Source organism: Bacteroides mucinivorans (assembly GCF_034654355.2).
Classification (GTDB): domain Bacteria; phylum Bacteroidota; class Bacteroidia; order Bacteroidales; family Bacteroidaceae; genus Bacteroides; species Bacteroides nordii.
This window is the reverse complement of the sequence record NZ_CP178179.1, coordinates 254,006-271,477: the sequence shown is the minus strand read 5'-3', so window position 1 is coordinate 271,477 and position 17,472 is coordinate 254,006. Positions and strand designations below refer to the sequence as shown.

Genomic DNA, 17,472 nt, shown 5'->3' with positions numbered 1-17,472 from the left:
AAATTTAAATACCTACATTAATACCAAAAGTGAACGATTTCACCAGAGGATAACCATCATTTATATTACCTTCTTTTTCAGGATCTAATCCACGAAATTTAGTAATTGTAGCCAGATTATCTGCAGATACATACATTCTGATAGAACTAAGTCCGATTTTTTTTAACCGGTTTTGAGGAATAGTATATCCTAATTGCAGATTTTTCAGACGCAAATAAGCCAGATTATCCAACCAAAAGGTAGATTCTTTTCGATTATTTGCTCCCCCTAAACGAGTCCATTCCCCTCCTCTGTTCTCCAACGACCAAGGTTTAGTCCAATGATCCCAAGTAGTAGCTTGCCGCGCTTCTTGCAAATCGGGATTATTATTGGCAGTTAACCAAAATGTTTTACGGCCAGCAGCTCCCTGGAACATTATAGAAAGATCAAATCCCTTCCACTCAAAATTACCACTTAATGCAAAGTTTGTAGTGGGACGATCACGTTGAATGCGTGGAAAAGCCTTCATATCATTATCATCAATCTTCCCATCACCATTCAAGTCTTTATATAATAAATCTCCCGGTTGAGCACCTTGTGGAGTAGCATTATACACATCATTCCAACTTTGTGCAATACCAATAGCTTCATAGGCATATACATAGTTATATGGCATGTTGATAAATACATAATCATTGCTGTTTTTCTGATTACGCCCTAAATACTCATTCCACTTTTCCAGTACTGTAGCATTATAAGAAGCATTAGCATTCACAGTATAATTAAACTCATTAACCCTTCCACGCCAGACAATGTTGGCCTCTACTCCTTTATTTCGCAGCTCACCAATATTTTTACGAGGAGCAGAATACGCACCTGTCAGATGAACAGACATATCTGAAGGCCGAATCATACCACTAGTTAGCCGGTCATAGTAATCAAGTTCAACCGATAAACGATTATTAAAAAACTTCATATCCAACCCGATATTGGTAACTGATGTTTCTTCCCAACTCAAATCACGATTTACCATTTTCTTATTGACATACCCTTTCAATATCTTGCCATCAATCATATAATTATTGGTAGTCAAAGTCTCCTGTTGTTCGTAGCGTCCCACACCACTATTATTTCCTAACACACCATAAGATACACGCAACTTAGCATGATTTAGCCATCCTTTCACATATTTATTAATGAATGGCTCTTCTGAAAAAATCCATCCCACTGAAGCTGATGGGAAATATCCATATTTAGAACCGTCAAGAAATTTAGATGAACCGTCACAACGCAAGTTGAATTCAAATAAATAGCGTTGATACGCCGCATAATTGATACGCCCGATATAAGAAACCAATCCTTCAGCACTTGAATTCCCTCCCGTGTACTGTTTCTCTGTAAGAGCTGCATCAATTTCATGAAGAGATGAATGCAAACGATCATTGCGTCCTGACATCTGATAACGAGTATGCCAATACTCTTCACTAAAAGCAAACATAGCATTCAGCGTATGATGTTTACAAAAGGTAATATCATAATTTAACCGTGCACTAAACTGAGTTTTATAGCTATTATTGGTATAATTATAAATCGGAGCATTATCTTCTACGAAATAGCGAGCACCAAAATCATTCGTTTGAAAGTTATAAGCACGATTAGGAGTATCTGCCTGATACCTAAAATCATTACCATAATTCAAAGAATAGTCCAAACGTGCAGTCAATCCTTTTACCGGACTCCAATCCCAATAGACATTACCATTCAATTCCTGTCTCTCTTTCTGTGTAAGCTGCGTATTATAAGCACTATAAGGATTAAAAATCTGAGGGTCTTCACCATAAGCCATCACTCCTCCGTAATATCCTGTAATAGGATCATAAGGTGTTACTCCCGCAATAGCATATCTCATTTCATTGGCATCGATAGTACCATCAAAATTACTGGTTAATGCATACTGCAGATCCGACCAATTACCTGCAATTTTTACTCCTACATGCATATTCGAACGAATTTTAGCATCATAATTCACACGCAAATTATAACGAGTATAATCATTATTAATAAGAAGACCTTTCTCGTCAATAACTCCGAGAGAAATATAAAAGTTAGAAACTTTATTTCCCCCTGACGCAGAAAGATTATATTTCTGAACTTGTGAATTTCTTAAAATAACATCATACCAATCAGTATTCGGATAACGAACTGGATCGATCATTCCTAATGCCATCCACTGATCGATAGTACCATCCTTGAACCTTATATTACCAGGTAAAGTAGAAACAGCAGCATCACGTTGCAACAAAGTCAGTGACCGTGGATAATCTGCCATAAACTCCCATGCATGGGTAGGAGTACCTATAGTATAAGAAGCCGAAGCATTTATTTTGGGGGCTGATTCATGCCCGGATTTAGTAGTAATCAAAATAACACCATTGGCCGCACGCGAACCATAAATAGCAGAGGATGAAGCATCTTTCAGTACAGAAACACTTTCAATATCATCTATATTAATACGATCGATATCAACATCAGGCATACCGTCAACGACAACTAACGGATCAGCATTATTCACCGTTCCCATTCCTCGAACAAGCATTTTAACATCATTACGACCAGCCATACCAGAATTCTGCGTTATTGATAATCCTGGCACTTTCCCTTGCAAAGCCAATGATGTACTTGTTAATGAACGACTTGCCAATTGTTCATCCACTTTTACAGCTGACACAGCGCCTGTTAGATTTACCTTCTTTTGCGTACCATATCCTACAACAACTACTTCATCTATACCAATGGAGGCATCTTCCAATGTCACATTTATCAGATCTTTTCCTTTAATATGCACCTCCTGAGTATTCATGCCAATATAGCTTATAATCAATACTGCATTTGAAGCAACATTACTTAATGTATAATATCCATCTAAGTTAGTTGTAGTACCTGCCGTTGTGCCCTTTACTAATATTGAAGCACCAATAATCGGTTCACCGTTTACATCCCTTACATTACCTGTAATTGTCCCGCCTTTATCCTTCTCCTCACTTACATTTTTTTGCGCATACACATATGTACTATTCAATTGAATTAACCCACCCAATAATATCAACAATGTAATTTTACAATAAAAAAATGTTTTACGAGAAGCACTATAACAAACTTTCTGTATTAAACTACTTTCTCTCATAAACTTTAGTATTAGATTATTTAACGATCTTAACCACTTTCAGCAAATGGTCACCATAATATAATTTAAGAAGGTACAAACCAGATTGTAAATCAGTCACATCTATTTCCGAAATATTTGTTTCAGCAGTTTTCACTTCTGAACCAGAGGCAGCGATAAATACAACTCTACTACAATCACCTTTAACAGCAACTGTTTCCGCTCGTTTATCATAGTGAACATAAACAGAGGATGTATCTGTTTGAGATAACCCGGAAGGAGTAGCTGTACTAAAAGTTATTACACCGCAGGCATCCATATTATTATAAGGTTCAGTAGGTCCGATATTCTTCCAAACAGCTCTTTTACGTCCTTTGCCATCATTGTCATTATCAACAATTATTACATCGAAGCCCATACCTTGAGGTAAAGAAGTAAGTTTATCTACATCCAGCTCTTCGCCTTTATCATTAACAAATGCATAAATAGGGATCTGGCACTCTACAACATATCCTTTTCCGTCGGGCTTCATATCATAACAAACTGTAGCCATATCACTCATAGTCCCATATAATACTCCCTCTGTTACAAATGGTTCTCCATAACCTTCTTCTGTCAATGCAGGTGCTATTTGGTAATGTCCAGGTGCCATTACACCATCAATGTAAGCAGGCCCTTGCCCATCTTTCAGATTATCGTTAATATCAAAATAAATTTCTACTTTATCATATTTCCATTGATTTTTTACATCGTTGGCCAACCAAGCCGGATAATGAACATCATCAGTGACATCAACCAAGACATAAATATATTCATCGGTGTAAAACATCTTAAAGAAAGAGGTTACCGTAGGCTCCTCATAATTAAAAACGTTGGTTATATCAACCGGTGTAATATCCTTCCAAATATTATCATCCGCCTTTCCATTCGGATCAATATCTGTTCCTTTATAAATCACGACATCTGAAGCCACTTGCGCCGTAAGATTAGTGGTAGCAACCCATACGGCCAACAACACGAATAAAAACTTTTTCATAATAATAAATTTTAATGTAAGTAAAAACAACTATTTCATTTGTAACTTTCTTTTAAAGAATTCTCCTTGTCGTGTGAGATTGAAGTCAAAATCGTCCAAAAGCGCAGGTGCCCAAGAAGGATCAAAACACCACACTGTGTATGAAATTCCCTTTTTATCAAGATAATTAATAATAGCTTCACCATATTTTTCATCACCTATACATGGAATGTGTTCACCACGTTGTCCTTTCACCACATATCCCATTTCGGTAGCCACCACCGGATAATGGTCAGCGACATGCCCCCAGTTTCTTTCCCATTTATCCTCCCAAGGTGCATCTACCTTTTGAGGATAAGGATGTGTCACATAAGCAACATTATTACGATCTACCGGTTTTTGCACGACTTCATCAAGTAAATAAGCCCAATTCATTCCAGCCACCAAATATACTTTCTGATCATCAATCATATTGATACTATCTATCAACTGTTCCATCAGGGGCTGCCACGCATCCCAACTCAATGGTTTTCCTTGATCACATGGTTCATTAAACAACTCATAAAAAGCCACAGTAGAATTACCCTTATAATGTTCAGCTATAATTTTCCAAAAGTTTATAGTTTCTGCCCAATTGGTAGCATAATTAAAATGAGGATAAACATTTTCCGGCAGATTACCGATAGCATGCCAATCAATAATAACATACATATTGGTTTGCCTGGCCCATTCCACTCCCTGATCCAGTATTTTTAGATAATCTTCTACTCCGCGATAGCGCCATGTGTAAGGATGTATTGGTAAACGTATCACATTACATCCCCAACGCCGCGCTTCTTCAAAATAACGTAAATTCCATTGATTCTCTTTTTTCAACTTATCCGGATCTGAGAAACTCACGCCACACAATCTAACAATCTTTCCTGAATCATTAATAAAAACATTCTTTTTTACTTTTAAGGCAGATGGTTCTTTAAAGGATTGCTTAACTGTTTCCTTACAAGAAACCATTCCTGCCATAAAAAAAAATAAAACAATACCTATTATATGAGAAACTTTCATCTTTTAATATTTTACAAATTTAAAATTCCTAACACTTCCGTTTTCTATAAGAATCCGGATCAGATATACACCCGGAACTAATCCGTCAGTTACAATTCTTGCTTCAGATGAGCCAATACTTTCCTTCTTTATACACTGCCCGGACATAGTAAACAGGGCAATACTTTTCATAGCCTTATCCGCTTTAACGTACACATGATCAGCTGTTACATCAGAATAAATTTCCAAATCTCCAGATTCATTATGTAAAATGCATCCTGTTCCTGACGAAGTGTTATCATAATCTTTTGTGTATTTCTCAAAAATTCTCATTTGAGCTCTTTCCACAGTATAGTTTTTCAGCGGATGAATACTTACCTTATCATTAGATGACCATCCACCTGCTACCCAATATGTAGCAGCAACACGATTTTCTTTGAGATAAGCAATAACTTCATCCAGCAAATTCAACCAGCGAACATCATTTCCTGGTACCCCAAATTCACCTAAAATTCCACGTTGATTATGTTCTTTCAGCCATTCTACAAATGGTTGCAAACGTTTAATATGTTGTTGTGGATCAGAAACTTCCTTATCAAAATCTCCCAAATTATAATGCCCACTTTTATCTTTATCAAAATAACAATGTGCCTGAAAAATCAAATTATTAGCCGGATCATTCAATCCAATTAATCCTCCACCGGTTGAAGGCCACGTAGATGAAGACGCATAACTTTCACCCTCTATTACTATAGGCGTTTGCATATCTACAGTTCTAATAGCATCAATAACAGCTTGTGCTGTCGAATACCATACGCCCTTATCTAAACCATAAGGTTCATTCATTATATCATATCCCCAAATATTCTTGTACATCTGACACTCAACAGCTATTTTCTTCCACACATCAGCTAAATGTTCTTTTGTCAATTTTCCAGAATCACTGATCTTACAAGTTACACCATCAACATTCCTACGACAATAATCATGCATATCAAGCATCACATACATACCGATACGTTCGGCCTCAGCAATTACCTCCTTGATCTTTTTCATATCAAGTTCCATATCCAACGGTCCATTTACTTCATGTTGTACACGTTCCCAACGAAAAGGAAAACGAATAAGCCGTACACCTTTTGATTTAAAATAGTGAAGATCCTTAAATGTTGGATAAGAATAGTTTGTATTAAATACACCATGAACTGTTCCCCCTGAACCTTGCGCCAGATTTACACCTAAATAAGCCTTCTCCTTATCAGGAAGAACATCATCTGCCGATGCCAAATTCCAGTCAACAGAAATAGTCCCTTCTTCTCCTAATCCCATAGCATAGTCACCTTTAAAAGCAAAAATATTATCAATATAGATATTACCCGAGCCACGGAAAAGTATTTTATCTATCTTAGAACAATCCAGTCCGGCTTCTTTCAACTCGTGAACCGGGATATTCACATAATTCCATTCGTCTGTTTTGAGAACAGGAAATAACGAGGAATAATAAGCCGTTTCCGATCCTTGGGCCTGGAATCCAATTTCAAGTGTACCACTCCCTCCTTCGCCATCACAATACATACTGAAATGTATATTCTCCATATCACTAAAGTCAAGTGTAGCAGTTGTATGGAGTGTCATCTCTTCAAGAGAGCATATTCTCAAGACTTTATCAGCCTCCGTAAGACGGTATACAAGATCAAAATCCGTGAGGCCAACAGTACCACCTTCTTCAAGATTGGCTATATTGTTGTATTTGTCCGTAAAAACAGACTTAACAGTTTTAGGGGCTAATATCGGCTCCGGCGCAGGTTCTATATATATTATGGGTGTCCCAACCGGATCACCTTTATACGTATATATATTATCAAAATACAACCTTGTAATAGCAAAGCCATTGCCGCTGAATATTTTAGAAACAATAATGTTAGTTAAGTCAGCACTCTTAAACACACTCATCGGTATGTCAAAACTTGTCCATCCGGCATTTAAGGTTAGAGCATCTGTGTTTGCTTGTGACGACCAATTACCAAGACCGAGTTTAATAGTACGTGTACTTTCTGCCCAAACATCAAAATGGAGATAATCCATGCCATCAAGATTTAGAGTCGGGTCAAATTTAACCAAGGCCCAGTTTAATGAATTGAACCTAAGCATATTATCGCCTTCAAAAGGTGTTACTACTGCCATTTCCGCTGCCGGGCTGCCGGGATTGTTTAAAATTAAATTAGTAATGTTGTCATAGGCATCACTAAAAATCGATTTTACATCCGTATCTTTATGCTTAGGTGTAGGAGCAGCCACCGTAGGTGCATTCGGATCCACTGAGGGATTATCGCCGCCTAAATCCCCATAAGCGTAAATGTTATCAATATAGACAGTCCTATCATATCCACCGCCATTTATAAAACCTATTTTACTTATCTGGGTAAGATCAGGTATTTTTCCAGCAGGCAAATTTCGGTAATCATCCAGTTTAATCTCGATTTTATTCCATCCTTCTACTAAAGGTGTTGGTATTGTGACAGAAGCACCCTGTCCAAAATAAACTTTTAAAGTAAATCCGGTTTTAACTACATAAATGTCAAAGCAAAGTGCTTCGCAATCATCAAGATTTATCGTAGTGCCTAATTCGACAAAAGACCATCCGCCAAGACCCTGATCAAAATAAATCATATCATTCCCCATCACAGACTTTACAGTTGCAGTAGCGCTTCCTCGCCCACTAAAGCCTTTAATAGATGTAATATCAGTATATTCATCACAAAAAATCGATTTGACAGAAGCTGCTTCCTGAGTTGGGGGAACAGGGATTGTTTGGGGTGGATTACTAACATCTGCGAAAATATCTTGCGTAGCTAGCAATAAGATAGCTACCAAATAAAGAATTTTAGTAAATATTCCTTTTTTCATAATATTACTTTTTAATGATTAATACCGGCAACAAATATATTAGGCTTTTTATTCATCAGAGGACAATATCCGACAGAAAAAAAACAATTGATAACAAACTCACGATTTATATTCCCCAAGATATACTGCATAAGTACAATATCAATATAATAATCTATATATCAATGAGATAGCATCCACAAAAGGAATTAAAGAGTAACCAAAAAGAACAAAATATAACAAGAAAAGACAAATATATTACAACTAATAAAGTAATGTAACAAAGAAATAAATCAATCTTATCATTTTCTCTACCCAATAGAAGGTAGCCCCATAAAAAAATAGATTCTACACCAGTGAAAGAAATATGCGCCTTTCACATTCCATTTTTTTAATAAAATATGGTATTCCATTTCATACGTAAATCATATTTTTGTTTTCTTCTTGCAAATTCAGGATTTTCTTAATAACTTGCCACTGTGTTTTTTTAATCCATTGAATAAATGCTATTTCAAATCGGTAACTAAATTCAAGGTAAAAAGAAACACTATTTTTATCTCAAACTTTTAAAATTAAACAGGTTCTAAATAAAATGTTTAATTTTGCTTACGTTTTTCAATCAAAATAAAACTATGAAACATACGCTTGTCCTGGCAATACTTTGTTGTCTAATACAATTCGACGTGCAAGGTTCCTGCTTTCGAAACTATCAAAAAGAAAACGGCTTATCTAACAACTGTGTGTGGGCAATCATGCAAGATAGCCAAGGGTTTATCTGGGTTGGAACGAATGACGGGCTTAATCGTTTTGACGGGAAAAATTTCAAAGTATACAAAAATCGTCTTCAAGACTCCTTATCAATTGGGCACAATTTTATACATTGTATAAAAGAAGACTCAAAGCATCGAATGTTAATAGGAACACGCAGAGGACTATATTATTATGACCGGGAATACGATCACTTTCATCATATTGCTTTAAAGAAAGAAAAACAAAATGATATCACTGTGAATGACATAATGGAAGATTCCCATGGCAACATTTTGATCGCAACTCATGGTGAAGGATTATTCCAATTAGACAATAATCTTCGTGTTCAAAAACACTTTGTAGCCTCAAAAACGCCCCAAAGTATTCCATCAAATTTTATTTGGACAATAGTAAACGATCAACAAAATAATATTTGGCTAGGAACAGCAGGGTATGGTCTTGTGCTTTTCAGTTCATCAAATGACACATTTACTCCAATAAAACATCCTAAACTCGACGTAAACAAACAATCAATATATTCCATCTATTGTGATGAAGATAATAATTTGTGGATAGGTACTTTCACAAACGGTCTTTTTAAATATAATCCTACAAAAAATGAATGTAGCCATTATCTTTCCAATATTGGTAATATAAAATCGATAACCCCCTACTCAGACAAGGAACTCATCATGGGATCAGATAAAGGCCTCATACTCCTGAATAAATCGACAGAAAGCTTTCAAATAGTAAAAGAAGAATATTCCGATAGGAGCATAGTCGATAACTCTACATTCTGTATTTCTCGTGACAAAGAAGGGGCATTCTGGGTTGGAACCTATTTCAACGGAGTCACTTATTTCGCTCCAAACGTCAATAAATTTATATCCTTCTACGATATAGAAGAAGCAACTGCTCAAAAACATTCCATCACCAGCAGTATGGTGGAAGATAACAAACAGAATATATTGTTATCTACCCATAATAATAACATTGTATACCGTTACAATCCCCAAACTAAACAATTAGGTAATACCTTTATGTTGGATTATCACAATATACAAAACCTTTATTTATCCAATGACACATTGTACGTAAGTATTTACGGAAGAGGAGTGAGAATCATTTCTGCTACAAATGGTAAGGTAATTGCAACAATCCCACTCAATACGATTGAAGGAAAATCAATATTTAAAACCCAAAACGGTACTCTAATATTTGCCCTGGAAGAAGGCGGATGTGCCATCATGTGCCCCAGACAAAAATTAAAAAGGCCAGAAGCTTTATCTGGTCGTCCTATTGCAGATATGACAGAAAGTGCATCAGGAACAATTTGGTTTGCTACACATGCTTATGGGCTTTACTGCTTATATCCCAATGGAGAATGGCAACATTTCTCCGACATTTCCAATAAAATTGATATAAATAACCTCAGCTGTTTATTATATAACAGAGAAAAAAATGATTTATGGATAGGAACTAAAGAAAAAGGAGTAATTGTTTTTAATATAGCTCAGAAGAAAATCAAAAACATATTCAATCTTGAGAATGGAATGCCTTCAGACATCATTTACTCAATCATAGATGACAAATATGGGAATATATGGATTAGTACTCCAAAAGGATTAGCACAGATTGTTCAAAACAGTACAACTGAGTATATCAAAACATTTGGCTATATTGGACAAGAGATACAATACAACTTTAGATGCGCCCTACGTGGATCTGCCGGCCTGCTCTATTTCGGAGGCACGAATGGATTTATTTCAATTAACCCATCAGAATTTACAGAAAATAACATCACTCCTCCTATACATATCACCAGTTTCAAAGTTTTCAATGAAGAATTACCTATAGGTCAAAGTTCCCCTTTAAAAAAATCGATAAGCAATACAAAAGAAATTGTGCTCTCTTCCAAACAATCAACCTTCAGTTTTGATTTTATTGCATTAAGTTATATTTTTCCGGAAACTAACAAATATGCATACATGCTAAAAGGATTTGATAAAAACTGGAATTACACATCAAATAATACAGCATATTACATGAATATACCTCCAGGAAAATATACATTTACTGTAAAAGGAAGTAATAATAATGGAATCTGGAATAATAATGGTTATAGTATAGCGCTCCGAATCAGACCTCCTTTTTGGCAAGAGTATTACATGATTATACTCTATATCATCCTATGTACCATCATCGTAAGCTATGTTATCAATCGATACAAAAAGCATTTAATAATTGAAAACGAAAAGAAACAATACAGATATCAGGTAGCTAAAGAGAAAGAGACATATGAAGCAAAAATTAATTTCTTTACTAATATAGCTCACGAAATAAAAACCCCACTCTCGCTTATTACCGGACCACTAGAAATGATTATTGCCACCAAAGATGGTAATATGCAAACACAAAAATATTTGTCAGTTATTAAACGAAATACGGACCGTCTACTAATACTTATTAATCAATTACTTGACTTCAGAAAAATAGAAAACGATATGTTTATTCTGAACATCAGTCAACAAAATATAACCCAAATCGTACAACAAGTTTACAATCAGTATAAGCAAAGTTCTTACCAGCAACAAATAAAAATATCATTCGAAGCAGAAAATGAACCAATTATTGAAGATGTAGACCCTGAGGCTCTCTATAAAATAGTGAGTAACCTTGTTTCTAATGCTGTAAAATTCACTAAAACACAAATCAACATAAAACTACAAAAAGAGAATGATTCTAAAATTCTTATTTCCATCATTGATGACGGAAATGGTATCAGAAGTAGCGAACAACAGAAAATATTTCTTCCTTTTTATCAAATACAAGAAACAAAACAGCATTTTCAAAATCTTGGAGGGACAGGAATTGGTCTTTCTTTCTCAAAAGCACTGGCACGTAAGTTAGGAGGAGATATTCAAGTTCAGTCCGAATATGGTAAAGGAAGTATCTTCACATTAGTACTGCCGGCCAACCCGTTAAAAGAAAAACTAATAATGAAACATGAGATTATCGAAACAGAGATACCTCCTACAGAATCCCCCAAATCAGTCCACCAGAAATCAAAACAGGTCATTTTGATTGTAGAAGACAATGCAGAACTTCGGACCTTTATAAACGACTGTTTATCCGATAACTATACTGTTTTAGAAGCAAAAAACGGAGTAGAAGCAATGAGTATTCTGAATAGTGGCAATATGATCGATATCATAGTTTCGGACATACTAATGCCTGAAATGGATGGATTGGAATTATGCAATCAAATAAAAAGTAATATTTCATTCTCCCATCTTCCTCTTATTTTGCTGTCGGCAAAGACTGATACAGGAACCAAAATTAACGGCTTAAAAAAAGGCGCAGATGTATATATGGAGAAACCATTTTCTATAGAACAATTAAAGGCACAAATCAATAGTGTTCTTGAAAACAGACATAATATACATAAGAAGTTCATCGAATCACCTTTAGAGTATTATAAACTAAACAATGAAACAGATAGCGAGAATGCACTATTTATCAAGAAGTTAAATGAGCTCATCCTGGAAAATATGTCATCAGAGGAATTTTCTATAGATAATATAGCTTCTGATTTTGCCATTAGTCGTACTAGCTTACATAACAAAATTAAAAGTATTACTGGAGTAACTCCTAATAATTATATTAAACTTATTCGTTTAAATAAAAGTGCAGAGTTGTTGGCCACAGGCAAATATAGAATAAATGAAGTTCGCTTTTTGGTTGGATTTAATTCAGCATCTTATTTCGCTAAATGCTTTTATGAACAATTTGGTAAATTTCCAAAAGATTTCACACAAGATATCACACAATAAAGTGTTATTTTTCAAACAAAAGAAATTATTCAACAACATATCATTATTATTTCCGGTTTATTTAATTACCTTTACCGGAATATTATCAAATTCGTACAACAAACATAAACAAAGAATATGTTAATAAAGGTTTGTGGCGCTGCCATACAAGGTATTGACGCAACGATCATTACCATCGAAGTAAACAGCTCAAGAGGCTGTATGTTCTACCTGGTTGGTTTGCCCGACTCTGCTGTGAAAGAAAGTCATCAACGCATCATTTCTGCCTTACAAGTGACCGGATACAAGATGCCTACCAGCAATATTGTTATCAATATGGCTCCGGCAGACATTCGCAAGGAAGGATCAGCCTACGACCTTCCCCTCGCAATAGGTATTCTTGCTGCCAATGAAACCATTTCCTGCGAGAAACTCCCTCACTATCTGATGATGGGTGAGCTAAGCCTTGATGGAAGTATACAACCCATCACCGGTGCATTGCCCATCGCTATTAAAGCACGTGAAGAAGGATTTGAAGGGCTGATCGTACCGCAGCAAAATGCACGCGAAGCAGCAGTTGTTAATAACCTGAACGTGTATGGTGTAACCAATATCCGGGAAGTAATTGAATTCTTCAATGCGAAGCAGGAACTACAACCTACCATAGTCAATACCCGGGAAGAATTCTATGCCCAACAGGAAAACTTTGAATGCGACTTCTCTGATGTAAAAGGGCAGGAAAATGTAAAACGCGCTCTTGAAGTAGCAGCAGCCGGCGGACACAATCTGATTCTCGTCGGCGCTCCTGGTTGCGGTAAATCAATGATGGCTAAGCGCTTACCTTCTATACTTCCCCCTCTTTCCCTGGGCGAAAGTCTGGAAACCACCAAGATACACTCTGTTGCCGGAAAATTGGGGCGTAATGCCTCACTCATATCCAAACGCCCCTTCCGCGATCCACATCATACCATCTCACAAGTAGCAATGGTAGGAGGAGGTAGTTTCCCTCAGCCGGGCGAAATTAGCCTGGCACACAATGGTGTACTCTTTCTGGATGAGTTACCTGAGTTTCAAAGAGGGGTATTAGAAGTACTACGCCAACCATTGGAAGATCGCCGCATCACCATTTCGCGGGTAAAATGCAGCATTGATTATCCTGCCAGCTTTACCCTGATCGCCTCTATGAATCCCTGTCCCTGCGGATATTACAATCACCCTACAAAAACTTGTGTTTGTTCTCCCGGACAGGTACAGAAGTACCTGAATAAAATATCCGGTCCCCTACTTGACCGAATTGACATACAGATAGAGATAGTCCCCGTTCCTTTTGAAGAAATGGCTAGTAAACGACCGGCAGAACCAAGTAGCGAAATTCGCAAACGTGTAATAAAAGCCCGACAGATACAGGAACAACGCTTTTCCAATCATCCCGGTATCTACTGTAATGCTCAAATGACAAGCAAACTAATCTCTACCTATGCACAACCCGACAACAAAGGACTTACTTTACTAAAAAACGCCATGGAACGCTTCAACTTGTCCGCCCGTGCCTATGACCGTATATTGAAAGTATCACGAACCATTGCCGACCTGGAAGGAAGCGAACAAATACTCCCAGCCCATCTGGCGGAAGCTATCAGCTACCGCAATCTGGATAGGGAGAATTGGGCGGGGTAAAAGAAGGGAACTTATCTTTTAATTCTAAATTTTCTTGGTTTAACTTTTTAATAGTTCAGCATAATCTGAGAATTAAAATCAAACCTGGAAATATGAAAATTAATTTATTTAAACTCTAACATATCTACTTATCTATATTTCAAACTATTAAATTGATGTTTCAATTCATCTATTTCATTTTTCATATTTTCAATTATATCTTGCTGTTTAATAGTATATAAAGTTAGTTCCTCAATCTTCTGAAGCAATAAAACATTCACTTCGCCCAAATTAACTCCATTAACCTTAACATCAGATTCACTGGGAACACCTGGTAAAGTGCCCTTTTCTTCAATATGCTTTTTTACCTCCTCTAATGCTGGGAGCTTATAGTCCTTTCTAAATACAAAGTCTGCCCAATTGGACTCTACCTTGATTTCTTTGGCTCTAATAATACCATTAACATCCAGTTTGTTCTGAGGATCAAGAGTACCTATACCAACATTTCCACTATCCTTAAATATAATTGCAGGATAACCATTGTTCTTATTTCCATTAACAAAAAAAAGATGCTGAGAATAATTGATATAAGAATCACCTCTTTGATCATCTCCAATATATGAGATTCGTAAACCTCTATCGGCATCTGTTTCATGCCCAAATGTTATAGCTTTCCCTCTAGAAATATATAAATTTTCTTGAAAATTTTGTTGTCCTGTGAATGTGTTCATCCAACGAGTTGCAAACTCATACCATTCATTATTATAAATCGTATCAGTATTTAAATGACATAATTTTCTAAAGAAAACACGATCATTATGTTCAAAAGTACTTGATATTTGAAATTGATAATTAAGTCCTAAATTGTTATGTCGCATTACAAATAAATATTTCCAAGGCCAATGAGGCACTTCATAAGGATAATTAATCTGGACTTTATCTGAATCATAAATACCCGTATTCAATATACTATTAAAACTATTAATCGTTTGTGCATAACCATTTCCTATTTGTTGAGCAGACACCAATCCTACACTAAATAGGGATACGAAAAACAGTAGAATCTTTTTCATAAATCATAATTTTAGAAGTTAGTAACAAATTAACAACTTAAAAACGACCGAATGTAGTTTATCATATTGCTAATTATCCCTGAATTAAGGAATACTATGTGTATTATTCGGCTCAATCATTCTAGCACTATTTTTACCTTCACTGACTAAAAATTCGACTGCCACCTGACCCATGATAGAAGGAATTGAAACAAGATGAATGGGAGATGGAATACTAAGCAACCGAAATTCTTTCCAATTTTCATCTGCAAAGTCCCAGTACGAAAGACCATCAAGCAACATGTTTCGAATGTCCAAACAACCGAAAACAGGACAATCGTTCTCTTTCACTTTGAGAAAAATATAAGCCACACGAAGCTCTTCAGTTACATCTGTTGAGTTCGTGATTGGCTCTATCCAAGACTCATCCTGACCTTCTTCATAATCTTCTTCATGGTCTATCGCAAATACCCATATTGGATATTTCTCTAAATCGGACAGGCAAACATCTTCAAAAGATGCAGCCTTTCCTGTTATGTATTCCATCTTTTCTTCATGTTGGAATAGCTTAGAAAAGAAATTACTTAAAAACATATTTTTTCTCCTATATTTTACATGGGGATAGTATTTCACATTTGTTTGCTTTTTTAATGCTATAAAAAGACTTTATCATAATAAATGCCCATTAAACCATAGGATTTCATTGCTGTCGCTGTATCCAACCCGACGATTATTAATGGAGATTTGCATCCGTATGATCCAAAGTTATACTCAGAACGACAAATAAAATCATTTGTAGACATTGAAAAATTCATTTTTTTATAGCTAGGTGACATCCCAATAACTTCATCATAACAACCACAACAAGCTCGTTTATCAATAAATTGTACATTCCGACGAATATAATCTAACTTATAAATATCTTGTGGCATGAAAAAATAATATCCTACAGATTTAGTTAACGCAACAAAGGTTAAATGCGGGTATGCTCTTTCGTCACAAAACCTTTTAAATTTCTCAGAAACAATACAAAAGTGATCATAAGTATAGAACAGATCTCCTTTCTTTTTAGGGACTTTATACAAAGGATCTGGTATCTGCTCTATTATGTTATGACAAATCGGGCATGTACCGGGTCTGTTTTCGTTATTGTACATGTATGCAATATCATATCCAATTACGATTTTCGCTACTAATTTTTCCATACTATATTGATTTAATAAATTTCAAGCCGAAAGACTATTTAAAGGAATATCCCTACAAAGTTCCTTTATTAAATGACCGACTACATACCAATTCATAACTGTTTCAAAATACATACCCATATATAGTAAAAAAAGATGAGAACACGTTCCTATTCAGCAATATTTCCTAATTTTACTCTTCCAATCTTTTAACTATTTTTTCTATCGGTACTAAAAATTTACTCCAATACACAATTGCAGCATCATAGCCCCCGCTTCCCTCTTTTTGCATAGTATTGAAGATGTATAAAGTACCATTATCACAAGCATGATTTTTATCAATAATATGCCTTTTCTACATATTAAAATAATGAACTTTACTGTTTCCCCCATTTCTGATAAATCCTATTTTCTTTCCATGAAAATCAAAACCATTTAAACTGTCCTTGAAAATTGCATTTAAGTATGTACTTTCATAATTGTTCAGCAATAGTGAATTATCAACTCCCGTTTTCTCTCTCAAATTATACTTTATCAATAAATCATTAATCCATTTTTGATATTTAGTATTTTCAATTTTATATTGTTTTCGGTTACTCAAATTAATAATATAATTTTTACTAAGCAAAATATTATTTTTCAAGCCGTCTTTAATGTAGGTTGAAAAAAAACATCCGTTTAGTTTCGTTTGGTAATGCCGTTTTGCCTCAATTCTACTTAATATAACTTCAAACTGTACTACCTCATTCTGAGATAATTCAATCTTTTTTACATTAGATTTCTCCAAGTCAAGAAACTGACCAACAGCTCCCATAGTCGTATATCCTCGATTTGGAAAAAACTCATAAAGATACATTTTTTGAGTATGAATAGTTTGACTATCTAAAGAGATGATAGGCAAACACGTCAATAATACTAATAACATTGTTTTCAT

10 protein-coding genes are annotated in these 17,472 nt (G+C 35.5%); 2 read left to right on the top strand and 8 right to left on the bottom strand.

The window, feature by feature from the left end:
* Positions 1-4: 4 nt before the first annotated feature.
* From VCM39_RS00930 to VCM39_RS00915, 4 genes are read right to left on the bottom strand one after another with little or no spacing between them, the layout of a single operon-like run.
* On the bottom strand, positions 5-3,163 hold the full coding sequence (locus VCM39_RS00930; protein WP_263662589.1) for a SusC/RagA family TonB-linked outer membrane protein: 3,159 nt from the start codon (positions 3,161-3,163) through the stop codon (positions 5-7).
* Between the two features lie 16 nt (positions 3,164-3,179).
* Positions 3,180-4,178, bottom strand: coding sequence for a sugar-binding protein (locus tag VCM39_RS00925; RefSeq protein WP_147351260.1), 999 nt, complete (start codon positions 4,176-4,178; stop codon positions 3,180-3,182).
* A 30-nt stretch (positions 4,179-4,208) separates the two neighbouring features.
* Positions 4,209-5,219, bottom strand: coding sequence for a glycoside hydrolase family 5 protein (locus VCM39_RS00920; protein ID WP_007482869.1), 1,011 nt, complete (start codon positions 5,217-5,219; stop codon positions 4,209-4,211).
* Between the two features lie 3 nt (positions 5,220-5,222).
* Entirely contained in the window at positions 5,223-8,105 is a 2,883-nt protein-coding gene (locus VCM39_RS00915; protein WP_322932397.1) for a cellulase family glycosylhydrolase, read from the bottom strand.
* 611 nt (positions 8,106-8,716) lie between these two features.
* On the opposite strand from VCM39_RS00915, the gene VCM39_RS00910 reads away from it, so the two are divergent.
* Positions 8,717-12,667, top strand: coding sequence for a two-component regulator propeller domain-containing protein (locus VCM39_RS00910; RefSeq protein ID WP_322932396.1), 3,951 nt, complete (start codon positions 8,717-8,719; stop codon positions 12,665-12,667).
* Positions 12,668-12,784: 117 nt separating this feature from the next.
* On the top strand, positions 12,785-14,323 hold the full coding sequence (locus tag VCM39_RS00905; protein ID WP_322932395.1) for a YifB family Mg chelatase-like AAA ATPase: 1,539 nt from the start codon (positions 12,785-12,787) through the stop codon (positions 14,321-14,323).
* Positions 14,324-14,451: 128 nt separating this feature from the next.
* Here VCM39_RS00905 and VCM39_RS00900 read toward each other — a convergent pair whose 3' ends face one another.
* The 4 genes from VCM39_RS00900 to VCM39_RS00885 all read right to left on the bottom strand — a co-directional run bounded on the left by VCM39_RS00900 (position 14,452) and on the right by VCM39_RS00885 (position 17,472).
* A complete protein-coding gene (locus VCM39_RS00900) occupies positions 14,452-15,375 on the bottom strand; it encodes a hypothetical protein (RefSeq protein ID WP_322932394.1) in 924 nt (307 codons plus the stop codon).
* An 84-nt stretch (positions 15,376-15,459) separates the two neighbouring features.
* A complete protein-coding gene (locus VCM39_RS00895; protein ID WP_322932393.1) occupies positions 15,460-15,987 on the bottom strand; it encodes a hypothetical protein in 528 nt (175 codons plus the stop codon).
* 20 nt (positions 15,988-16,007) lie between these two features.
* On the bottom strand, positions 16,008-16,559 hold the full coding sequence (locus tag VCM39_RS00890) for a hypothetical protein (RefSeq protein ID WP_322932392.1): 552 nt from the start codon (positions 16,557-16,559) through the stop codon (positions 16,008-16,010).
* Between the two features lie 334 nt (positions 16,560-16,893).
* Positions 16,894-17,472: a hypothetical protein gene (locus VCM39_RS00885; protein WP_155921499.1), complete on the bottom strand. Its 579-nt coding sequence runs from the start codon at positions 17,470-17,472 to the stop codon at positions 16,894-16,896.